The 22,326-nt window shown below is 65.3% G+C and carries 19 protein-coding genes; 10 read left to right on the top strand and 9 right to left on the bottom strand.

Annotation, left to right across the window (positions count from 1 at the left end; all coding sequences use genetic code 11):
- Positions 1-254: 254 nt before the first annotated feature.
- Positions 255-2,135, top strand: a complete 1,881-nt coding sequence (locus ABIA73_RS14555) for an ATP-binding cassette domain-containing protein (RefSeq protein WP_025875062.1) — start codon at positions 255-257, stop codon at positions 2,133-2,135.
- Positions 2,136-2,309: 174 nt separating this feature from the next.
- Here the strand turns inward: ABIA73_RS14555 and ABIA73_RS14560 are convergent, their stop codons facing one another.
- Positions 2,310-2,771 (bottom strand): c-type cytochrome, encoded by a 462-nt coding sequence (locus tag ABIA73_RS14560; protein ID WP_032977578.1) that lies wholly within the window; start codon positions 2,769-2,771, stop codon positions 2,310-2,312.
- Between the two features lie 9 nt (positions 2,772-2,780).
- On the bottom strand, positions 2,781-3,173 hold the full coding sequence (locus tag ABIA73_RS14565) for a c-type cytochrome (protein WP_025875058.1): 393 nt from the start codon (positions 3,171-3,173) through the stop codon (positions 2,781-2,783).
- A 205-nt stretch (positions 3,174-3,378) separates the two neighbouring features.
- On the opposite strand from ABIA73_RS14565, the gene ABIA73_RS14570 reads away from it, so the two are divergent.
- From ABIA73_RS14570 to ABIA73_RS14580, 3 genes are read left to right on the top strand one after another with little or no spacing between them, the layout of a single operon-like run.
- Entirely contained in the window at positions 3,379-4,530 is a 1,152-nt protein-coding gene (locus ABIA73_RS14570; protein WP_025875055.1) for an efflux RND transporter periplasmic adaptor subunit, read from the top strand.
- The gene (locus ABIA73_RS14575) at positions 4,527-8,048 is read left to right on the top strand and encodes an efflux RND transporter permease subunit (RefSeq protein ID WP_032977576.1); all 3,522 of its coding nucleotides are present in this window, start codon (positions 4,527-4,529) and stop codon (positions 8,046-8,048) included. The genes ABIA73_RS14570 and ABIA73_RS14575 overlap by 4 nt, the downstream gene beginning before the upstream one ends.
- Positions 8,045-11,125 carry an efflux RND transporter permease subunit gene (locus ABIA73_RS14580; protein ID WP_354275959.1) on the top strand — a complete coding sequence of 1,027 codons (3,081 nt, stop codon included), beginning with the start codon at positions 8,045-8,047 and terminating at the stop codon, positions 11,123-11,125. Before ABIA73_RS14575 ends, ABIA73_RS14580 begins: the two co-directional genes overlap by 4 nt.
- Before the next feature lie 105 nt (positions 11,126-11,230).
- Here ABIA73_RS14580 and ABIA73_RS14585 read toward each other — a convergent pair whose 3' ends face one another.
- The 7 genes from ABIA73_RS14585 to ykgO form a co-directional block, all read right to left on the bottom strand.
- Entirely contained in the window at positions 11,231-12,076 is an 846-nt protein-coding gene (locus tag ABIA73_RS14585; protein WP_134832398.1) for a phytanoyl-CoA dioxygenase family protein, read from the bottom strand.
- 57 nt (positions 12,077-12,133) lie between these two features.
- Complete coding sequence (locus ABIA73_RS14590; RefSeq protein ID WP_025875050.1) at positions 12,134-13,354, bottom strand: TraB/GumN family protein; 1,221 nt, start codon at positions 13,352-13,354, stop codon at positions 12,134-12,136.
- Between the two features lie 4 nt (positions 13,355-13,358).
- Positions 13,359-13,889, bottom strand: coding sequence for a GNAT family N-acetyltransferase (locus tag ABIA73_RS14595; protein WP_025875048.1), 531 nt, complete (start codon positions 13,887-13,889; stop codon positions 13,359-13,361).
- A 14-nt stretch (positions 13,890-13,903) separates the two neighbouring features.
- Entirely contained in the window at positions 13,904-14,791 is an 888-nt protein-coding gene (locus tag ABIA73_RS14600; protein WP_218789139.1) for a carbon-nitrogen hydrolase, read from the bottom strand.
- A 163-nt stretch (positions 14,792-14,954) separates the two neighbouring features.
- Positions 14,955-15,992 carry an agmatine deiminase family protein gene (locus ABIA73_RS14605; RefSeq protein WP_025875044.1) on the bottom strand — a complete coding sequence of 346 codons (1,038 nt, stop codon included), beginning with the start codon at positions 15,990-15,992 and terminating at the stop codon, positions 14,955-14,957.
- A 39-nt stretch (positions 15,993-16,031) separates the two neighbouring features.
- The gene (locus ABIA73_RS14610) at positions 16,032-16,361 is read right to left on the bottom strand and encodes a hypothetical protein (protein ID WP_025875042.1); all 330 of its coding nucleotides are present in this window, start codon (positions 16,359-16,361) and stop codon (positions 16,032-16,034) included.
- Positions 16,362-16,507: 146 nt separating this feature from the next.
- Positions 16,508-16,633: a type B 50S ribosomal protein L36 gene (gene ykgO, locus ABIA73_RS14615; protein ID WP_005409283.1), complete on the bottom strand. Its 126-nt coding sequence runs from the start codon at positions 16,631-16,633 to the stop codon at positions 16,508-16,510.
- Positions 16,634-16,830: 197 nt separating this feature from the next.
- On the opposite strand from ykgO, the gene cmk reads away from it, so the two are divergent.
- The 6 genes from cmk to ABIA73_RS14645 all read left to right on the top strand — a co-directional run bounded on the left by cmk (position 16,831) and on the right by ABIA73_RS14645 (position 22,318).
- Positions 16,831-17,508 (top strand): (d)CMP kinase, encoded by a 678-nt coding sequence (gene cmk / locus ABIA73_RS14620; protein WP_025875034.1) that lies wholly within the window; start codon positions 16,831-16,833, stop codon positions 17,506-17,508.
- Positions 17,509-17,709: 201 nt separating this feature from the next.
- Positions 17,710-19,395 carry a 30S ribosomal protein S1 gene (rpsA, locus tag ABIA73_RS14625; RefSeq protein ID WP_025875032.1) on the top strand — a complete coding sequence of 562 codons (1,686 nt, stop codon included), beginning with the start codon at positions 17,710-17,712 and terminating at the stop codon, positions 19,393-19,395.
- A gap of 89 nt (positions 19,396-19,484) precedes the next feature.
- On the top strand, positions 19,485-19,790 hold the full coding sequence (locus ABIA73_RS14630; RefSeq protein ID WP_005409286.1) for an integration host factor subunit beta: 306 nt from the start codon (positions 19,485-19,487) through the stop codon (positions 19,788-19,790).
- A 77-nt stretch (positions 19,791-19,867) separates the two neighbouring features.
- Positions 19,868-20,152 carry a lipopolysaccharide assembly protein LapA domain-containing protein gene (locus ABIA73_RS14635; protein WP_025875021.1) on the top strand — a complete coding sequence of 95 codons (285 nt, stop codon included), beginning with the start codon at positions 19,868-19,870 and terminating at the stop codon, positions 20,150-20,152.
- 6 nt (positions 20,153-20,158) lie between these two features.
- Positions 20,159-21,337 carry a lipopolysaccharide assembly protein LapB gene (gene lapB / locus ABIA73_RS14640; RefSeq protein ID WP_025875020.1) on the top strand — a complete coding sequence of 393 codons (1,179 nt, stop codon included), beginning with the start codon at positions 20,159-20,161 and terminating at the stop codon, positions 21,335-21,337.
- Positions 21,338-21,340: 3 nt separating this feature from the next.
- Positions 21,341-22,318: an MraY family glycosyltransferase gene (locus ABIA73_RS14645; protein ID WP_025875019.1), complete on the top strand. Its 978-nt coding sequence runs from the start codon at positions 21,341-21,343 to the stop codon at positions 22,316-22,318.
- Positions 22,319-22,326 lie beyond the last annotated feature (8 nt).

A 22,326-nucleotide genomic window follows, 5' to 3' on the forward strand; every position in this document is an offset into this window, starting at 1 on the left:
TCGACCAAGGTCGACACCTACCAACAGCAGCGGAGATCTGTCGAAGGCGGGGTGGTGTGGGGCTGCAGGACCGTTGGCGCCATGGATGGCGCCATCGAGCCCCCATGGAAGGGTTTACGGCGTGTCCTGAAGCCCCACACCACCCCGCCATCCCTCCAGCAAGTCGGGGTTGGCTGTTGCTGTTGCTGCGGCCGTGGCCTCTGCGGGTGCCGGGCGCCGCCCGGCCAGGCCCCGCAACCCGCTACAATGGCCGGATGCCTCTGATTACTCTGCAAAACGTCGACTTCAGCGTCGGCGGCCCGCTGTTGCTGGAAAAAGCCGAACTGTCGATCGAGCCGGGCGAGCGTATCGCCCTGATCGGCCGCAACGGCGCCGGCAAATCGACCCTGCTCAAGCTGCTGTCCGGCGACCACAAGCCCGATGACGGTGAAGTGCGCGTGCAGCAGGGCGTGCGCGTGACTCGCCTGGAGCAGGAGGTGCCGCATGGCGCCGCTGGCAGCGTGTTCGACGTCGTCGCCGACGGCCTGGGCGAACTGGGCCAATGGCTCGCCGAATTCCATCACCTCAGCCACGCCGACGTGTTCGATGGCGAAGCGCTGGGCAACGTCCAGGCCAAGATCGATGCCGCCAACGGCTGGGGCCTGGACCAGCGCGTCAGCGAGACCCTGACCAAGCTCGACCTCGATGGCGACGCGGAGTTTGCGCGCCTGTCCGGCGGCATGAAGCGCCGCGTGCTGCTCGGCCGCGCGCTGGTCTCCAGCCCCGACCTGCTGCTGCTGGACGAACCGACCAACCACCTCGACATCGAAGCCATCGACTGGCTCGAAATGTTCCTCAAGAACTGGAACGGCAGCGTGGTGTTCGTCACCCATGACCGCCGCTTCCTTCGAGCACTGGCCACCCGCATCGTCGAGATCGACCGCGGCCAGGTCACCAGCTGGCCGGGCGACTGGGCCAACTACGAGCGCCGTCGCGAAGAACGCCTCAACGCGCAGGCCCAGGAAAACGCACGGTTCGACAAGCTGCTGGCGCAGGAAGAAGTGTGGATCCGCCAGGGCATCAAGGCACGCCGCACCCGCGACGAAGGCCGCGTACGCCGCTTGAAGGCGATGCGCAACGAGCGTTCCGCGCGCCGCGACCTCAGCGGCAACGTCAAGATGGAAGCGGCCCAGGGCGTGAGCTCGGGCAAGAAGGTCATCGACATCAAGGACATTTCGTTCGCCTTCGGCGATCGCACGATGGTCCGCGATTTCTCCACCACCATCCTGCGTGGTGACCGCATCGGCCTGATCGGCCCCAACGGCAGTGGCAAGACCACACTGTTGAAGCTGCTGCTGGGCGAACTGCAGCCGCAGCAGGGTGAGGTCAACGCCGGCACCAACCTGCAGGTTGCGTACTTCGACCAGTACCGTGCAGTGCTGCGCGAAGACTGGAGCGCGATCGAGAACGTGGCCGAAGGCCGCGATTTCCTCGAGTTCAACGGCAAGCGCAAGCACGTGCACGCCTACCTGCAGGACTTCATGTTCACCCCTGAGCGCGCGCGCGCGCCGATCACCCGCCTGTCCGGTGGCGAGCGCAACCGCCTGCTGCTGGCCAAGCTGTTCGCGCAGCCGTCCAACCTGCTGGTGATGGACGAACCGACCAACGATCTGGACGTGGAAACCCTGGAGCTGCTGGAAGAGCTGCTGGGCGAATACAACGGCACGTTGCTGCTGGTCAGCCATGATCGTGACTTCATCGACAACGTGGTGACCTCCACGCTGGTGATGGAAGGCGATGGCGTGATCGGCGAGTACGTGGGCGGCTACAGCGACTGGCAGCGTTACGCGGCCAGCGTGGCCGCTGCGCCTGCGGTGGTTGCTGCCGCCAAGCCGGTGGTCGCTGCCCCGGCGGCTGCTGCGGAACCGGCAGCGCCCAAGCGCAAGCTCGCCTACAAGGAAGCGCGTGAGCTGGAACAGCTGCCGAAGACCATCGAAAAGCTGGAAGGCGATGTCGAAGGGCTTACCTCGGCAATGAACGATCCGTCGTTCTACACGCGCAGCAGCGCCGAAGTGACCGCGCACACCCAGCAGCTGGCCAAGGTGCAGGCCGAACTGGATGCCGCGTACGCACGCTGGGAAGAACTGGAAGGCTGAGCGCCGGCCGGATTCAGTAGATCCACGCCATGCGTGGATATCCGGATACGTGCGGACCAACGGTCCGCACCCACCAACCAACGGTCCGCACCCACCAACCAACGGTCCGCACCCACCAACCAACGGTGCGCACCCACCGGCCAACGGTCCGCACCCACTGGGGCGGGCCGGCGGTCATTTGACCCCGTGCAGATCCCGCAGCTGGCTCGGTCGGCTGCCGAAATACGCGGCCAGATCGGCAATGTCCTGATCGCTCAGGTCCTTCGCCTGCGGTGTCATCAGCGCATGCTGGCGATCACCGGCACGGTAGGCCTGCAGCGCATGCGCCAGGTAATCGCCATATTGCCCACCCAGCTTCGGATAGGTCGGATCGATCGGCGCATTGCCGTCGGCACCGTGGCAATCGATGCAGCTCTGGCTGGTGGCCTTGCTCTTGACCTTGGCGCGGGCCTCGCCGGCGGCTTCACGCCCGGCAGGCAGGCCCGCGGAGGAAGACGATCCGTGCTCGCCGCTGGCATGGCCGGGATCGCCGGCGGATTTCTCGCTGTTCTCCACCTGTGACTGCGAGCAGGCCGCCAGCAGCAGGGCGACGGACAGGGCGATGGCGTGACGCAGTGGATGCGCGGCTTTCGACATGGGCGGGCCTTACTTGACGGTGGACAGGTAAACAGCGAGATCGGCGATCTCCTGTTCGCTGAAACTCATCGACTGCGCCTGCATCGTCGGATGCCGGCGCTTGCCCTGGCGGTACTCGGTCAGGGCCTGGGTCAGGTACTGCTGGGTCTGGCCACCGATCTTCGGTACCCGGTAACTGGGGTAGGCGTTCTTGTAACCGGTGATGCCGTGGCAACCCTGGCAGGTGTAGGCCAGCACACGGCCATTGTCGAAACTGCCGGTGGGCGTGGCAGCCGCCGGCACAGGGGCCGGAGCCGGTGCCGGGGCGGGTGGTGCTGCAGGAGCAGGTGCGGGCTGTGCGGCGGCCCCGAGGGGCAGGAGGACGGCCAGAGCGAGACAAGCGGCGAGCGGCTGCGGGCGCATGGTGTCTTTTCCGGGGATTCGGGTCTGGTCGTTCCGGCGTGGGGTACGGAACGACCCGAGTATAGCCTCAGGTTTCATCTAGCTGAAATGGGGTCGGCCCGACCGGCGGCGTGAAGACACCATGACCTTTGGGATATGGTGTTGCCGTGAAGTGGTGCATTACTTTGCTACCACACCTGCCCACGCATCCTCCAGGGATCTGACGATGTCGCACCAAACCTTCCTGCCCGGCCCCCGCAGCGGACTCTGCGCTGCCGCGCTGCTGCTCTCCACCTCCCTGCTGCTGAGCGGTTGCGCCGCTGGGCCCAACAACGAGGCCAAGGCGGCCGAGACCAAGGACGAGAAGAAGGTCGACGCGGTGCCGGTGGAAGTGGCCGTGGCCAGCCACCGCGCGGTGGCCGCCAGCTACACCGGAACGGCGGCGCTGGAGCCGCGCGCCGAATCGCAGGTGGTCGCCAAGACCTCGGGCGTCGCGCTGGCGGTACTGGTCGAGGAAGGGCAGCGGGTCAGCGCCGGGCAGCCTCTGGTGCGGCTGGATCCGGACCGCGCACGCCTGGCCGTTGCCCAGAGCGAGGCGCAGATGCGCAAGCTGGAGAACAACTACCAGCGCGCACAGAAGCTGGTCGGCCAGCAGATGGTCAGCGCTGCCGATGTCGACCAGCTGCGCTACGACCTGGAAAACGTGCGCGCGCAGTACCGCCTGGCCACGCTGGAACTGTCCTACACCACCGTGGTCGCACCGATTTCCGGCGTGATCGCCTCGCGATCGATCAAGACCGGCAACTTCGTGCAGATCAACACGCCGATCTTCCGCATCGTCGACAACTCGCGGCTGGAAGCCACCCTCAACGTGCCCGAGCGCGAGCTGGCGACCTTGCGTGCGGGCCAGCCGGTCACGCTGTCGGCCGATGCGCTGCCGGGCCAGACCTTCACTGGCGTCGTCGACCGCATCGCACCGGTAGTGGATTCGGGCAGCGGTACCTTCCGTGTGGTCAGTGCTTTCGACGGTGCCGCGCAGTCGCTGCAGCCGGGCATGTTCGGCCGTATCCGCATCGACTACGACCAGCGTGCCGATGCACTGGTGGTGCCGCGCCTGGCACTGCTGGACGATGGTGAGCCGGCAGTGTTCCGCGTGCGCGAGGGCAAGGTCGCGCGGGTGCCGGTGAAGCTTGGCTACGCCGAAGGGCCGTGGGTGGAAATCCGTGAGGGACTGGCGGCGGGTGACCAGATCGTCACCGCCGGCAAGGTCGCCCTGCGCGACGGCACCGCGGTGCAGGTGATCGCCGATCCGAAGGCCAAGGCGAAGACCGTAACCGCCTCGGCCAAGCCGGCAGAGAAGGCCGGGAGCACGCAATGACCGCGCCCGGCCACGATCACGGTGCCTCGCCCGGGAGCGATGGCGCCGCCGCAGGCATGCGTGGCGGCCTGGTGGAGTTCGCCACCCGCCGCCGCGTCACCATCGCCATGTGCACGGTCACCCTGTTGCTGTTCGGCCTGATCGCACTGGGCAACCTCAAGGTCAACCTGCTGCCCGACCTGAGCTATCCGACGCTGACCGTGCGCACCGAGTACACCGGTGCGGCGCCGACGGAAATGGAAACCCTGATCACCCAGCCGGTCGAAGAAGCCGTGGGCGTGGTCAAGAACCTGCGCAAGCTGAAGTCGGTCTCGCGTACCGGCCAGAGTGATGTGGTGCTCGAGTTCGCCTGGGGCACCAACATGGACCAGGCCAGCCTGGAAGTGCGCGACAAGATGGAAGCGCTGAACCTGCCCCTGGAAGCCAAGGCGCCGGTGCTGCTGCGCTTCAATCCGTCCACCGAGCCGATCATGCGCCTGGTGCTGTCGACCAAGGCCGCGCCTGCGACCGACGAAGAAGCGATCCGTGAACTGACCGGCCTGCGTCGCTATGCCGACGAAGACCTGAAGAAGAAGCTGGAGCCGGTTACCGGCGTGGCGGCGGTGAAGGTTGGCGGTGGCCTGGAAGACGAGATCCAGGTCGACATCGACCAGCAGAAACTGGCCCAGCTCAACCTGCCGATCGACACCGTCATCAAGCGCTTGAAGGAAGAGAACATCAACATTTCCGGCGGCCGCCTGGAGGAGGGCTCGCAGCGCTTCCTGGTGCGCACCGTCAACCAGTTCGCCGACCTGGAAGAAATCCGCAACCTGCTGGTCACCACCCAGTCCGCCAACGGCAGCGCGGCCGACTCGGCGCTGCAGCAGATGTTCAACATCGCTGCCTCTACGGGCTCGGCTGCAGCCGTCGCCGCCGCCTCCGCTGCACAGAGCGCTTCCTCTGGCGGCGCCTCCAGCGTGGTCGCCAACGGCGTGCCGGTGCGCCTGAAGGACGTGGCCACCGTGCGCCAGGGCTACAAGGAACGCGAAGCGGTCATCCGCCTGGGCGGCAAGGAATCGGTCGAACTGGCGATCTACAAGGAAGGCGACGCCAATACCGTGGCCACCGCCGAAGCGCTGCGCAAGCGTCTGGAGCAGATCAAGGCAACGTTCCCGGCCGATGCCGAACTGACCACGATCGAAGACCAGTCGCGCTTCATCGAGCACGCCATCGCCGACGTCAAGAAGGACGCGGTGATCGGTGGCCTGCTGGCGATCCTGATCATCTTCCTGTTCCTGCGCGACGGCTGGAGCACGTTCGTGATCAGCCTGTCGTTGCCGGTCTCGATCATCGCCACGTTCTTCTTCATGGGCCAGCTTGGCCTGAGCTTGAACGTGATGTCGCTGGGCGGCCTGGCACTGGCCACCGGCTTGGTGGTGGATGACTCCATCGTGGTGCTGGAGAGCATCGCCAAGGCGCGTGAACGCGGCCTGGGCATCCTGCAGGCGGCGATCGCCGGTACCCGTGAAGTGAGCATGGCCGTGGTCGCCTCGACCCTGACCACCATCGCGGTGTTCCTGCCGCTGGTGTTCGTCGACGGCATCGCCGGCCAGCTGTTCCGCGACCAGGCGTTGACCGTGGCCATCGCCATCGCGATTTCGCTGCTGGTGTCGATGACCCTGATTCCGATGCTGAGCTCGCTGAAGGGTCGGCCGCCGCTGGCCTTCCCGGAAGAAGCCGCAGCCGAGCCGTGGCAGCCGCAGAGCCGCTGGCAGAAGCCGGTCGCACTCGGCCGTCGTGGTGTGGTGGCGACGATGCGCTGGAGTTTCTACGCGCTGGCATGGCTGGTGGTGCGCCTCTGCCGTGGCGTGGCTGCAGTGGTCGGCCCGGTGATGCGCAAGGCCAGCGACATCGCCATGAAGCCGTACGCCGGTGCCGAACGTGGCTACCTGCGGCTGCTGCCGGGTGCGTTGGCCCACCCTGGCAAGGTGCTGGGCCTGGCTGCGCTAGCGTTTGTCGGCACGATGGCGCTGGTGCCGATGCTCGGCGCCGACCTGATCCCGCAGCTGGCGCAGGACCGTTTTGAAATGACGGTCAAGCTGCCGGCCGGCACGCCGCTGAAGCAGACCGATGCGCTGGTGCGTGAGCTGCAGTTGGCGCATGGCAAGGGCGAAGGCGTGGCATCGCTGTACGGTGTCAGCGGCAGCGGTACCCGCCTGGATGCCAGCCCGACCGAGAGTGGCGAGAACATCGGCAAGCTGACCATCGTGATGGAAGGCGGCGGCAACCCGCAGACCGAAGCGGAGATCACCGAGCGCCTGCGCGACACCATGGGCCAGCACCCGGGTGCGCAGGTGGACTTCGCGCGGCCGGCGTTGTTCAGCTTCTCCACGCCGCTGGAAATCGAACTGCGTGGGCAGGACATGGCAACCCTGGAAGTGGCGGGCCAGCGCCTGGCGGCGCTGCTGCGCGGCAACGCGCACTACGCCGACGTCAAATCCACCGTGGAAGAGGGCTTCCCGGAAATCCAGATCCGCTTCGACCAGGAGCGAGCCGGTGCACTGGGCCTGACCACGCGGCAGATCGCCGATGTGGTGGTGAAGAAGGTGCGCGGCGATGTCGCCACCCGCTACAGCTTCCGCGACCGCAAGATCGACGTGCTGGTGCGCGCGCAGGAAACCGATCGTGCCAGCGTGGAGAGCATCCGCCGGTTGATCGTCAATCCGGGCAGCACCCGTCCGGTCACCCTGGATGCGGTTGCCGACGTGGTGGCCACCACCGGCCCCAGCGAGATCCATCGTGCCGACCAGACCCGGGTGGCCGTGGTCTCGGCCAACCTGCGCGACATCGACCTGGGCGCGGCCATGCGCGAAGTACAGCAGATGGTGTCCGAACAGCCGCTGGGCGCTGGCGTGGGCCTGCACATCGGCGGCCAGGGCGAGGAACTGGCACAGGCGGCGAAGTCGCTGATCTTCGCCTTCGGCCTGGCGATCTTCCTGGTCTACCTGGTGATGGCCTCGCAGTTCGAATCGCTGCTGCATCCGTTCGTGATCCTGTTCACCATCCCGCTGGCGCTGGTCGGCGCGATCCTGGCGTTGATGCTGACCGGCAAGCCGATTTCGGTGGTGGTGTTCATCGGCCTGATCCTGCTGGTCGGCCTGGTCACCAAGAACGCGATCATCCTGATCGACAAGGTCAACCAGCTGCGCGAGGCCGGCGTTGCCAAGCACGAGGCACTGGTGGAAGGTGCGCGTTCGCGCCTGCGGCCGATCATCATGACCACCCTGTGCACGCTGTTCGGCTTCCTGCCGCTGGCGGTGGCGATGGGCGAGGGCGCCGAAGTGCGCGCACCGATGGCGATCACCGTGATCGGTGGCCTGCTGGTGTCGACCCTGTTGACCCTGCTGGTGATCCCGGTGGTGTACGACCTGATGGACCGCCGCGGCGATGCCTACTACCGCGAACGCGGTCGCAAGCATGCCGGTGAGGGCCTTCACGGTGCCGAGGGCAGTGCGTCGGGTGCGGAGGAACCGGCATGAGCATTGCCGAGTTCTCCATCCGCCGCCCGGTCACCACCATCATGTGTTTCGTGTCGCTGGTGGTGGTCGGCCTGATCGCCTCGTTCCGGCTGCCACTGGAAGCGCTGCCGGACATCTCCGCACCGTTCCTGTTCGTGCAGATTCCCTATACCGGCTCCACCCCGGAAGAAGTCGAGCGGACCATCATCCGGCCGGTGGAGGAGTCGCTGGCGACGATGACCGGCATCAAGCGCATGCGGTCGTCGGCGACCTCCGAAGCTGCGTCGATCTTCATTGAGTTCAGTGACTGGGATCGTGATATCGCCATCGCCGCTTCAGATGCGCGCGAGCGCATCGACGCGATCCGCAGCGACCTGCCTGACGATGTGCAGCGCTACAACGTGTTCAAGTGGTCCAGCAGCGACCAGCCGGTGCTGAAGGTGCGCCTGGCCAGTACCACCGACCTGACCACCGCCTATGACATGCTCGACCGCGAATTCAAGCGGCGTATCGAGCGGATTCCGGGCGTGGCCCGGGTCGAGATCACCGGCGCGCCACCGAACGAAGTGGAGATCGCGATCGATCCGAACCGCCTGAACGCCCACGGCCTGAGCATCAACGAGCTGAGCGATCGCCTGCGCACGCTGAACTTCTCGATCTCGGCCGGGCAGATCGACGACAACGGCCAGCGCGTGCGCGTGCAGCCGGTGGGCGAGATCACCGATCTGCAGGAAATGCGTGACCTGGTGATCAATGCCAAGGGACTGCGCCTGGGTGACATTGCCGATGTGCGGCTGAAGCCGGCGCGCATGAGCTATGGCCGCCGTCTGGATGGCAATCCTGCCGTCGGCCTGGACATCTACAAGGAACGCAGCGCCAACCTGGTGGACGTCTCGCGCGGCGCGCTTGCCGAGGTTGAAGCGATCCGCGCGCAGGCATCGATGCGCGACGTGCAGATCAAGGTGATCGACAACCAGGGCAAGGCGGTGACCTCGTCCCTGCTGGAGCTGGCCGAGGCCGGCGGTGTCGGCCTGATCCTGTCGGTGACGGTGCTGTTCTTCTTCCTGCGCCACTGGCCGTCCACGTTGATGGTGACCCTGGCCATTCCGATCTGCTTCACCATCACCCTGGGCTTCATGTATTTCGCCGGCGTCACGCTCAACATCCTGACCATGATGGGTCTGCTGCTGGCCGTGGGCATGCTGGTCGACAATGCAGTGGTGGTGGTCGAGAGCATCTACCAGGAACGTGAGCGGCTGCCGGACCAGCCACGCCTGGCCTCGATCATCGGCACCCGCAACGTTGCCATCGCGCTCAGCGCCGGCACCTTGTGCCACTGCATCGTGTTCGTGCCCAACCTGTTTGGTGAAACCAACAACATCAGCATCTTCATGGCGCAGATCGCGATCACCATCTCGGTCTCCCTGCTGGCCTCGTGGCTGGTGGCGGTCAGCCTGATCCCGATGCTGTCCGCACGCATGGCCACGCCGAAGCTGGTGCACTCGCAGACCGGCGTGATCGCGCGCCTGCAGCGCCGCTACGCGCAGCTGTTGGACTGGTCACTGCGCCATCGCGGCTGGAGCCTGCTGGGCATCCTGCTGGTGGTGCTGGTCAGCCTGGTGCCGATGAAGCTGACCAAGATCGACATGTTCGGTGGCGATGGTGGCAAGGACATCTTCATCGGCTACATGTGGAAGGGCGCCTACACCTACCGGCAGATGTCCGAGGAAGTGGCCCGTGTCGAAGGCTGGATCGAGCAGAACCGCGAGCGCCTGCACGTGCAGCAGGTCTATTCCTGGTACAGCGAACAGGAAGGCAGTTCGACCGTGGTCACCCTGGACGAGAAGTACGCCAAGGACATCAAGGCGCTGCAGGAAGAACTGCGCAAAGGGCTGCCGAAATCCGCGCGTACCGACTACTTCGTCGGCAACCAGGGCGGGGATGGTGGCGGTGGCGGCAACCAGGGCGTGCAGGTGCAGCTGGTCGGCGACTCCAGCGCGATGCTGCAGGAGATCGGCCAGGAAGTGCTGCCGCTGCTGGCGCAGCGCGCCGAGCTGCGCGATGTCCGCATCGACAACGGCGAGAAGGGCGGTGAGCTGAAAGTGCACGTCGACCGCGAGCGCGCAGCGGCCTTCGGATTCAATGCCGAGCAGGTTGCCAGTTTCGTCGGCCTGGCGCTGCGTGGCGCGCCGATGCGCGAGTTCCGTCGTGGCGACAACGAAGTGCCGGTATGGGTGCGCTTCGCCGGTGCCGAACAGAGCAGCCCTGAAGACCTGGCCGGTTTCAGCGTGCGCACCGGCGACGGCCGCAGCGTACCGCTGTTGAGCCTGGTCAGTGTCGATGTGGGTTCCTCGGCGACCCAGATCGGTCGCACCAACCGCCAGACCACGTTGACCATCAAGGCCAACCTGGCCGAGAAGATCACCGCACCGGACGGCCGCAAGGCCATGGAAGCAGTGCTCAAGCCGATGAACTTCCCGGCCGGCTACGGCTTCACCTTCGATGGCGGCGACTACGGCGATGACAACGAGGCGATGCAGCAGATGGTGTTCAACCTGCTGATCGCGCTGGTGATGATCTACGTGGTGATGGCCGCAGTGTTCGAATCGCTGCTGTTCCCGGCGGCGATCATGAGCGGCGTGCTGTTCTCGATCTTCGGCGTGTTCTGGCTGTTCTGGATCACCGGCACCTCGTTCGGGATCATGTCCTTCATCGGCATCCTGGTGCTGATGGGCGTGGTGGTGAACAACGGCATCGTGATGATCGAGCACATCAACAATCTGCGCCGGGGCGGGATGGGCCGTACCCAGGCGCTGGTGGAGGGCTCACGCGAGCGTCTGCGCCCGATCATGATGACCATGGGCACGGCGATCCTGGCGATGGTGCCGATCTCGCTGACCGATACACAGATGTTCGGCAACGGGCCGGAGTACTCGCCGATGGCGCGTGCGATTGCCGGTGGCCTGGCGTTCTCTACCGTGGTCAGCCTGCTGTTCCTGCCGACGATCTACGCGGTGCTTGATGACCTGCGCAATGCGGTGGTGCGGCTGATCCAGCGCGCTCGCGGCCGCGAGGTCGTGGCGGGAACCCCGGTGTAGGTGTAGTGGTCGAGCTTGCTCGACCGGAGGGGCGGAAACGTGTTGTGGTGGGGGGAGACCGGTCGTAGTGGGGCGGTCTCCCCTTTTTTTCGTTCGCTGGCTGGGTCAAGCCTTGCGAAGGAACCAGGTGCGACGCGTGTACTCGTGGCCGAAATCGACCTGTCCGAATCGCGCGATCTCACGCCGGCCACGCCGGTAGTAGCGCCAAGGCGCCTTCTCTGCCGAAGGGGTCTGGCCATAGAAGACATCCATGTGGCCCACGGGCATCGACTTCGGCGTCACGTGCATGACCACGCTGCGGCGAGTGCCGGCCGACGGGTGCGGGGCACCACCATGGAACAGCTGCGGGTGCCAGACGATCACGTCACCCGGCTGCACGTGGACTGCCTGCGGTTGCAGGCCTGCCTCCTCGCACTGGCGTGCTACCGCGTCCTGATAAGCCGTCCAGCCTTCCGGCGACATCGCGCTGACCGGCCCGTCGCCGAAGACCTTGCGGCGCAGTGCCTGCACATCGATGGGCGGTAACAGATGGCTGCGCGGAACGACGCGCAGCGGGCCATTGCTGTCATCAACCGCGTCCAGTGCCGTCCACACACCCATGTAACGCTCACCCGGGGAGGTGCAGAACACCGGTGTATCGCGGTGCAACGACTGTTCCGAGCCGCGCTCGTAGTAAAGGCTGGTGTAGAGCGTGGTGGGTTCGCCGAGGAAGCGGTCACAGACGTCGATGGCCGGGTTGTCGGTGAGCAGGCGGGTCATCGCATCCACCACCAGGTGCAGGTTGACAACTCGATACAAGCGCTTGTGATCGTCAAGGTTGCGCGACACCGACTTGGGATTGCGCTGCTTGAAGCGCGCGATGCGCTCGTTGATGTCTTCCACCAGTGCGGGCGCGATGGCCTGGCGGACCACCACGAAACCATCGCGCATCAGCGCATCGTATGCATCCATCGGCGTGCTCCTTCCTTAAACCGCGAGTATAGCCATGCTCGGCTCTGCAGAATCCGATCAGCTCGCCACCTTGCTCCACACCTTGCCCGCGGTCAGCCACAGGCCCAGCATGCTGCCCAGGTTGGTCAGCATGAAGGTCAGCACCACGCGGGTGACACGGTTGCGGTACCAGCCCTTCAACGACTGTGCATCGTCACGCAGCTTGAGGAAATCCTCGTAGGTCGGCTTGCGCAGGCGCGCTTCCACCAGTGCCGCGAATGCGCCGGTGGGGATGCTCAGGCGGAACGGCTTGAACGGCGCCACCACGATCGCGGTGAGGATGCTCAGCGGGTGGCTGCCGGCCACCAGGCAGCCCAGGCCAGCCAGGCCGCCGGTATACATCGCCCAGGTCGCCAGCAGTTCGGTGCCCACGCCCAGTCCACCACGATAGAAGCCGACACCGATGCCGGTGGCCACGATGGCGAGGATCGCCAGGGTGAACCACGGGATGTTGCGCTTCTTCGGCACCGCTTCCAGCTGCTCGCGCAACGGCGCAGGCGCCTCGGTATCGGTTTCCAGGTAACGCGCCAGGCCGGCCAGATGGCCGGCGCCGACCACCGCCAGCACTTCGCGCTGCTGCGGATCATGCGCTTCGCGCAGGCGCGTGGCCATGTAGCGGTCGCGCTCGCCGATGATCGTTTCGTACAACGCCGGGTTCTCGCTGGCGAACTCGCCGAAGCTCGATTCCAGCATGTCGCCCTGCTTCAGCTTCTCGATCTCGTCTTCGCCGACATCTTCGGACGAGAACAGGCCGGCGCCAAGCCCGGCGACCAGCTTCAGCTTGCCGAAGAAGCCCAGTCGCTGCGAAGCACGGCGGAATGTCAGGCCGACTTCGCGGTCGATCAGGTGCACCGGCAGGTTGCGCTCGCGCGCCAGGTCCACCGCACGCTTGAGTTCCGCGCCCGGCTCGATGCCGAGCTGTTCGGCCAGTCGGCGCTGGTAGGCCGACAACGCGAGGTTGGCCGCGAACAACGCGACGCGGCCCTTGCGGATCACTTCCACCAGGTCCAGTTTGGCCAGCGTGTCCGGGTCGCTCAGCGCCTGCAGGCGCTGCGGGTCCAGCTCGACGGCCACCGCATCGAATCGTCCGCTGTCGATGGCTTTCTCCACCGCCTCGACGCTGGCATGGGAGACGTGGGCAGTGCCCAGCAGGGTGTAGCGCACACCATCGCGCTCGACGACGCGCACGGGCTGGCCGGCGAACAGATCATCGCCGGTTTCGGGAAGGGTTTCGGTCATGGAATCATTCATTGGAAGGAGCGGAATCGGCGCCATCGCCGAGCGCGCGCTGCATCTGTACGGTGTCCAGCCAGCGGCCGTGCTTGCGGCCGAGGCCACGGAACACGCCCACCAGCTGGAAACCGAAGCGTTCGTGCAGCTTGATGGAGGCCGTGTTGGTCGGCTCGCCGATCACCGCCACCATCTGTCGATGGCCGCGCGCGGTGCACGCATCGATCAGTGCCTGCAGCAGGCTGGTGCCGACGCCACGGCCCTGGAAACGGGCATCGACGTAGACCGAGTTCTCAACGGTCCACTGGTAGGCGATGCGCGTGCGGTAGGTGTTGGCATACGCATAGCCGGCAACCTGGCCGTCGACCTCGGCCACCAGGTAGGGGAAGCCGCGGTCGATGATGTCGCGCATGCGGCGCAGCATCTCGGCCTGGTCGGGGATCTCGTACTCGTAGGTATTGACGAAGTCGGTCACTTCCACCGCGTAGATCGCGGTGATCGCAGCGATGTCGGCAGGGCCGGCATCACGGATGAGTACGGCCATGCGCGGGCTCCGGGTCAGTCGATGTAGCGCTTGAGCAGGTCGCCGTAGGCGTCGATGCGACGATCACGCAGGAACGGCCAGATGCGGCGCACGTGTTCGCTGCGCTGCAGGTCGACCTCGCACATCAGGATGGTCGCGTCGGTGCCGGCTTCGGCCAGGAACTCGCCCTGCGGGCCCAGCACGTGGCTGTTGCCCCAGAACTGGATGCCTGAGGCGCCCAGCGGCGAAGCCTCGTGGCCGACGCGGTTGCAGCTGAGCACCGGCACGCCGTTGGCTACGGCATGGCCACGGTGGCTCAGTACCCAGGCATCGCGCTGGCGGGTCTTTTCCTCCTGCACATCATCCGGGTCCCAGCCGATCGCGGTGGGGTACAGCAGCAGCTCAGCACCGGCCAACGCCATCAGGCGCGCTGCTTCCGGGTACCACTGGTCCCAGCACACCAGCACGCCGAGGCGGCCGACCGAGGTGTCGATCGGCTTGAAGCCGATATCGCCCGGGGTGAAGTAGAACTTCTCGTAGAAGCCCGGGTCATCGGGAATGTGCATCTTGCGGTACTTGCCCAGCAAGGTGCCGTCCTTCTCGAAGACCACGGCGGTGTTGTGGTACAGGCCGGCAGCGCGGCGCTCGAACAGCGAGCCGACCAGCACCACGCCATGCTTCTTGGCCAGCGCGCCCAGGCGCTCGGTGCTCGGGCCCGGAATCGGCTCGGCCAGGTCGAATTCATCGACCGATTCGTGCTGGCAGAAGTAGGGACCGTTGTGCAGTTCCTGCAGCAGCACCAGCTTCGCGCCCTGCGCCGCGGCGTCGGCAACACGCGCTTCGATCACCGCCAGGTTGGCGGCGGCATCACCGTGGTTGCGCTCCTGGATCAGGGCGACGGTAAGGGGGCTGCGCGAGTTCATGCGGGGCGATCCTGCGGGGGAAAACCCGCATGTTAACGCGGATGCGCCACGACAGCGTGTTGGCTGCTGAATGGTGCACGCAACCGGTAGCGCCGGGCCATGCCCGGCGGATTTTCCAGATGCCGCCGCGCTCGCCGGGCATGGCCCGGCGCTACCGCGTGGCTTATGCCTTCAACAGCCCAGCCGGCAGCTGCATGGTGATGCAGTGCAGGCTGCCGTTCTGCCAGATCAGCGAGCGGCACGGCACCTGCACGATCTCGCGGCCCGGGTGGGCCTGTGCCAGCACGTCGCGGGCCAGGTCATCGGCCGGGTCGCCATAGGCCGGCATCAGCACCGCGCCGTTGACGATCAGGTAATTGGCATACGAAGCAGCCAGGCGACGGCCTTCATCGATCACCGGCTGTGCCCACGGCAGCGGGAACAGGCGGTACGGCTTTCCGTCAGCCGTGCGCAGTGCGGCCAGCTCGGCGCCCATCGCCTGCAGCTCGGCGTAGTGCGAATCGCTGGCGTCGTCGCAGGCCTGGTAGACGATGCTGTCGGCCGAGGCGAAGCGGGCGAGGGTGTCGATATGGGCGTCGGTGTCGTCGCCTTCCAGATAGCCATGATCCAGCCACAGCACGCGCTTCTGCTGCAGCCAGTCGGCCAGGTCGGCGCTCAGGCTGTCGCGGTCACGGTCGGGATGGCGCTCGTGCAGGCACTTCCAGGTGGTCAGCAGGGTGCCTTCGCCATCGGTCTCGATGCCGCCGCCCTCCAGCGCGAACGGAATGCTGCGCACCGTCGCGTCGTTGAACACGCCGGCCTGGTCGAGCGCGCCGACCAGCTGGTCATCCAGGGTGGCGTCGAACTTGCCGCCCCAGCCGGTGAAGCGGAAGTCCAGCAGCTGGAAGCTGCCGTCGGCACGGCGCAGGGTGATCGGGCCCGAATCACGCAGCCAGGTATCGTCGTAGGCGGCGGTGGTGAAGTGGACCTTGTCCATGTCGATGCGATTGGAGCGCAGCCGCATTTCGGCGTAGGTCTCCACGTCATCGTCGGCCACGCAGATCAGCACCGGCTGGAAGCGGGTGATCGCTGCAACCAGGGCGATGTAGGTCTCTTCCACCTGGCCCAGGCGGTCGGCCCAGTCGGTGTCGGCGGTGGGCCAGGCAATCAGGACGCCGCTCTGGGCTTCCCATTCGGCAGGAAAACGAAGGGTCTGGTTCATGGTCTCGCTACACGCGCCCGCCGGTGGCGGGCATGGGGGTCAACGGATCGGCGGCTTGGGGCCGATTTCGTTCGGATCCGCCTGGTTTGCCACCACGTCGATCACCTTCTGCTTCTCGAAGTAGACGGTGAACTGCGGGTACACCCAGCGGTGGATGGTCGGCCATTGCCGTTTCTGCCCGCCGCGCGGCTGCAGCTGCTCTGCCGGCGCGCCGAACTGCGACTGCACCTGCTGCATGCTCTGGCCGCGGACGGGCAGCGCGCCGGCCGGCTTTTCGCGGGCGCGGTCGACAAGCAGGGTATCGGCCATCGCCGGAGTGGCGGCAGCCAGGGTGGCCAGTACGGCCAGGGTGCACAGGTAACGCGTCATCTCGATCTACTCCCCAGTGGTCAAGAACAGCGATTACAGCAAAAACGGCAGGAAAAAACCGCATAAACAAAAAACCGCCCGAAGGCGGCTTTTTGCATCGGGTCGGCCCCGCGTGGGGCCAGCCGCGGTCACAAGGACCGTTGGGCTTAGCGCTGACGCGCCTTGAAACGCGGGTTCGACTTGCAGATGACGAAGATCTTGCCACGACGACGCACGACCTTGCAGTCACGGTGACGGGCCTTCGCCGACTTCAGGGAGGACAGAACTTTCATGGCATACCTCGGCGTAAACAGTAGTTGTTCGGGTGGAGCGTGGCCGCGATATGCGAAAGACAATCGGCAGTGGACGCTCGTTCAAGCCCGCCATTCTACCGGGCTTTTCCCCATGGTTTCAAGTGGTTGCACAAAAGGCCCGTTACGGGGTGTCCGGCAGGGGCTAGAATGCCCCCTTCACACGCGCAAGGACCCCCATGAATCCACTCGTTCCCGTCCTGACCATCGACGGCCCGTCAGGGGCCGGCAAGGGTACCATCAGCCGCATCGTGGCGCGCCGGTTGGGCTGGCACTACCTGGATTCGGGCGCTCTGTACCGCGCGGTCGGCGTGGCGGCCAGCTGGGCCGACATCGACACCTCCGATGCCTCCGCGCTGGTGCGCTGCACCTTTGATACGCATGTCCAGTTCGTCGAGCAGGGCGATGGCATGCGGGTCCTGGTCAATGGCACCGATGCCACCGACGAGCTGCGGCTGGAGACCACTGGGGCGCTGGCGTCGGCGATTGCCGCCATTCCCGAGGTCCGGGCCGCCCTGAAGGAGCGCCAGCGCGCATTCAGGATGGAGCCGGGTCTGGTCGCCGACGGCCGCGACATGGGCACGGTGATCTTCCCGGACGCCCCCTACAAGGTCTTCCTGACCGCCAGTGCCGAGGAGCGCGCCGAGCGCCGGCATAAGCAGTTGAAAGACAAGGGGGTTTCTGTTAACTTTGAGGACCTCCTGCGCGAGATCATGGCCCGCGACGCCCGTGATGCTCAGCGTACCGTGGCGCCCCTGAAGCCGGCAGACGATGCTGTCCTCATCGACACCACAGGCATCGGCATCGAAGATGTCGTTGCCAGAGTGATGGATCTGCTTCCGGTTCCGGCTGCCTGATCCGTTCGCGCGGGAGCTCTGCCAGCAGCATCGGTGGAGGTCGCGCATCTGCAGTGCTGTAAAAGCTCCGTCGCGCAATGATGCGTGGCGGTTTTCCTACTTCCACACACGACCTGCATTTCCGGGGTCGACCAACAGGCGGGCGGTAGCCATTCCCTGAAGGGAAGCCAACCGACCCATGTGTCCAACAGAGTAAATCTAATGACCGAATCATTTGCCGAACTGTTTGAAGCCAGCCAGGCCAACCTGGCCAAGCTGAAGCCGGGCGCCATCGTCAGCGGTACCGTTGTTGAAGTCCGCGGCGACGTCGTGGTGATCAACGCCGGGCTGAAGTCGGAAGGCATCGTGCCGATCGAACAGTTCCGTAACGACGCTGGCGAAATCGATGTTGCCGAAGGCGACATCGTCAAGGTCGCCCTCGACTCGATCGAGAACGGCTTCGGTGAAACCGTCCTGTCGCGCGAGAAGGCCAAGCGCGCGATGGTGTGGGACGAGCTGGAAGAAGCGTTGGAAAAGAACGAAACCATCACCGGCCGCATCAGCGGCAAGGTCAAGGGTGGTTTCACCGTGGACATCAAGGATGTCCGCGCCTTCCTGCCGGGTTCCCTGGTCGATGTGCGCCCCGTGCGCGATCCGGCCTACCTGGAAGGCAAGGAGCTGGAATTCAAGCTCATCAAGCTTGACCGCAAGCGCAACAACGTCGTGGTCTCGCGCCGCGCTGTCGTCGAAAGCGAGCACTCGGAAGAGCGCGAGCAGCTGATGGACAAGCTGCAGGAAGGCGCGATCCTGAAGGGTGTCGTCAAGAACCTGACCGATTACGGCGCATTCGTGGACCTGGGCGGCATCGACGGCCTGCTGCACATCACCGACATGGCATGGAAGCGCGTGCGCCATCCGTCCGAAGTCGTCAATGTCGGCGACGAGCTGGACGTGCGCGTGCTGAAGTTCGACCGCGAGCGCAACCGCGTTTCGCTGGGCCTGAAGCAGCTGGGCGAAGATCCGTGGGATAACATCGCCCGTCGTTACCCGGCCAACAGCCGCGTGTTCGGCAAGGTCTCCAACGTCACCGATTACGGCGCATTCGTCGAAATCGAGCCGGGCGTCGAAGGTCTGGTGCACGTTTCCGAGATGGATTGGACCAACAAGAACGTCAACCCGTCCAAGGTTGTGCAGGTCGGTGACGAAGTTGAAGTCATGGTCCTGGACGTCGACGAGGAGCGTCGCCGCATCTCGCTGGGCATGAAGCAGGTTGCCGCCAATCCGTGGGAAACCTTCGCTGCCACCCACAAGAAGGGTGACAAGGTGTCGGGCCAGATCAAGTCGATCACCGACTTCGGCATCTTCATCGGCCTGGACGGCGGCATCGACGGCCTGGTTCACCTGTCCGACATCAGCTGGGCGACCACTGGCGAAGACATCGTTCGCAACTTCAAGAAGGGCGACAACCTGGACGCAGTGGTCCTGGCCGTCGATCCGGAGCGCGAGCGCATTTCGCTGGGCGTCAAGCAGCTGGAGCAGGATCCGTTCGGCCAGTACATGGCGACCAATCCGAAGGGCTCCAAGGTCGAAGGCGTGGTGAAGGAAGTCGACGCCAAGGGCGCGATCATCGAGCTGTCCGACGGCATCGAAGGCTATGTTGCAGCTCGCGACATCGCCAACGAGCGTGTTGACGACGCGACCCAGCACCTGAAGGTCGGTGACAAGGTTGAAGCCAAGTTCGTGGGCATGGATCGCAAGGGTCGTACCCTGCAGCTGTCGATCAAGGCCAAGGACGACGCGGAAATGCGCGAAGTGCTGGAGGAATACCAGTCCTCTTCGGCTTCCAGCGGCACCACCCAGCTGGGCGCGCTGCTGCGTGCACAGCTGAACGGTAACAAGTCCGAGTAATATCGGCCTTACGCTGTTCGTTGTTTCCTGGACGGCCCGGGCACTGCCCGGGCCGTTTCAGGCTGAGATGCCCCTGATGTGAGCCGGTAATGACCAAATCCGAACTGATCGAAATCCTTGCGCGCCGGCAGGCGCACCTGAAGGCCGATGATGTCGATCTGGCGGTCAAGTCATTGCTGGAAATGATGGGGGGCTCACTGTCGGCCGGCGATCGCATCGAGATCCGCGGCTTTGGCAGTTTTTCGCTGCACTACCGTCCGCCGCGCCTGGGGCGCAACCCGAAGACCGGCGAATCGGTTGCCCTGCCGGGCAAGCATGTCCCTCATTTCAAGCCAGGCAAGGAATTGCGCGAGCGGGTCAGTAGTGTGCTGCCGCTGGACGCAGATCCGGCCTGAGCCATCCGTCGCGCGACTTCGTGCGAATCCCACCACGAGTCGGATAAGCTACGGCCTCCTGCCAATGGAGCTGTCGCATGAAAGTTTTTCGTCTGCTGGTCCTGCTGGCGGTTCTGATCCTTGGTCTGATCATCGGTGCGGTCAACATGACGGCCATGTCGATCAACCTGCTGTTTACCCAGTTGAACACGTCCGTCGGTGTGGCGCTGATCGCCGCCCTGCTGATTGGTGTCGTGGTCGGCGCTGGCCTGGTGCTGGTAAGCGTGGTCATTCCGCTCTACAGCCAGCTGCGCCGAGCCAACAAGTCGGCGGCCGCACCGTCGGCGCCGGTTGCCCCCTCCCAATCTTTTGATGGACGTTGATCGACGATGGAATTCGTTTCCGAGTGGTTCTGGTTCTTCCTGTGCCTGCCGTTGGCGGCCCTGGCCGGCTGGGTGATCGGACGCCGCGGCGGTCAACGCCACGGTGACAACCAGGTCAGCCACCTGTCCAGCACCTATTTCCGTGGCCTGAACTACCTGCTCAACGAGCAGCCGGACAAGGCCATTGAACTGTTCCTGCACATCGCCGAGCTGGACAAGGAAACCTTCGAGACCCAGGTCGCGCTGGGCCATCTGTTCCGTCGCCGTGGCGAAGTGGACCGCGCGATTCGTCTGCACCAGGGCCTGGTCAACCGCCAGGACCTGAACGACGCGCAGCGCGTGCAGGCCCTGCTGGCACTGGGCGAGGACTACATGAAGTCCGGCCTGCTGGACCGTGCCGAAACCGTGTTCACCGAACTGGCACAGCTGGACCAGCGGGCACCGCAGGCACTCAAGCACCTGATCGGCATCTACCAGGCCGAGCGCGACTGGGAAAAGGCGATCGACAACGCCACCCGCTTCGAGGATGTCACCGGCGAGCCGATGGGCAAGCTGATCGGGCAGTTTGAATGCGAGCTCGCCGAGCGCTTCCGTGGCGCTGGCAAGCTGGAAGAGGCGAGGGCGGCCATTGCCCGCGCCTACCAGGCTGATGCCATGTCGGTCCGTGCCGGCATCATCGAGGGCCGCCTGGAAACCGATGCAGGCAACGCCGAGGCGGCCGTGCGCGCCTTCGAGCGTGCCGCCCGCAACGATCCGGAGTACCTGCCGGAAGTGCTGCCGGCGCTGATGGAAAACTACCGCAAGGTCGGCGACCTCGGCGGCGCGCGCGCGTTCCTGTCCGAGATGACCGAGCACTACCGCGGCATCGCCCCGGTGCTGGCGCTGACCCGCCTGATGGAAGAGCAGGAGGGTGTTGCACCTGCCCGCGCCTACCTCGGCCGCCAGCTCAAGGATCGCCCGTCGGTGCGTGGCGAATCGGCGCTGATCGACCTCACCCTGGCCGAGGGCGCAGATTCCACCGCGACCCTGCATGACCTCAAGCACATCACCGATCAGTTGCTGGTGCGTAACCCCGCTTACCGCTGCACCCGCTGCGGGTTCGGCGCCCGCACCCACCATTGGCAATGCCCCAGCTGCAAGGAGTGGGGCACGGTCAAGCCGCTGTTGAATTACGCGGTGCTCTGAACCATGCCGTGGCTTGTGATGGCCGCGCTGCTGGGCCTGGCCCTGCTCAGCGCGGCATTGACCTGGGCGGCGCGCGTGTATGCGCTGCGCAGGCAGCTGCTGGATCAGCCCGGCGAGCGCCGCAGCCATAGTGTCGCCACCCCTCGCGGTGGCGGCATCGCCATCGTGATCAGTCTGCTGGTTGCCGCGGCCGTGGCCGCTTTTTTCTGGCCGGACGCCGCGCCCAGCCTGGCTGTTGCCAGCCTTGGCCTGCTGCTGGTTGCCGGCATCGGCTGGTGGGATGACCATCGGCCGCTGCCAGCCATGCGCCGTTTGCTGGTGCATTTCCTCGCCGCTGCCTTGCTGGCAGGGCTGGTCAAGATGCACGGGGGTAGCTGGCTGTTGAGCCTGCTGGTGCTGTTCTTCACCGCCTCGCTGATCAACATCTGGAACTTCATGGATGGCATCAACGGGATTGCCAGCAGCCAGGCCATCATCGTTGCGCTCGGCTTTGCGACAGTGCTGCCCTGGCCCTATTCGCTGGTGGCCGTTGTTCTCGGCTTGGCCTGCCTGGGTTTTCTGCCATTCAATTTCCCGCAGGCGCGGATCTTCATGGGTGATGTCGGTAGTGGCGCCCTCGGCTATGCCGTGGCGGTGGTGCTGGCCGTCGCGGCAGTGCACACCGACATCAACTGGATCCTGTTGTTGCTGCCGTTGTCTGCATTTCTTGTGGACGCGGGCTTCACGCTGTTGGCGCGCATGCTTTCCGGGCAACGCTGGATGGAACCCCACACCCAGCATGTCTACCAGCGCGCGGTGCAGGCAGGAGCCAGCCATGCCCAGGTGACAGGGATGTACTTTGTTTTGGGCCTGTTCAGTATTACAGTGTTCAATATCTGCACCAATTTGCAGCCGAGGTGGGAGGCTGTCGTAGCGGTCGCGTGGTTTGCCGCGCTGACCCTGCTGTGGCTCCTCCTGCGCAATGGATTGCGCCACCGATAAGGAATTAC

It is taken from the genome of Stenotrophomonas sp. 2694 (assembly GCF_040548715.1).
GTDB lineage: Bacteria > Pseudomonadota > Gammaproteobacteria > Xanthomonadales > Xanthomonadaceae > Stenotrophomonas > Stenotrophomonas indicatrix.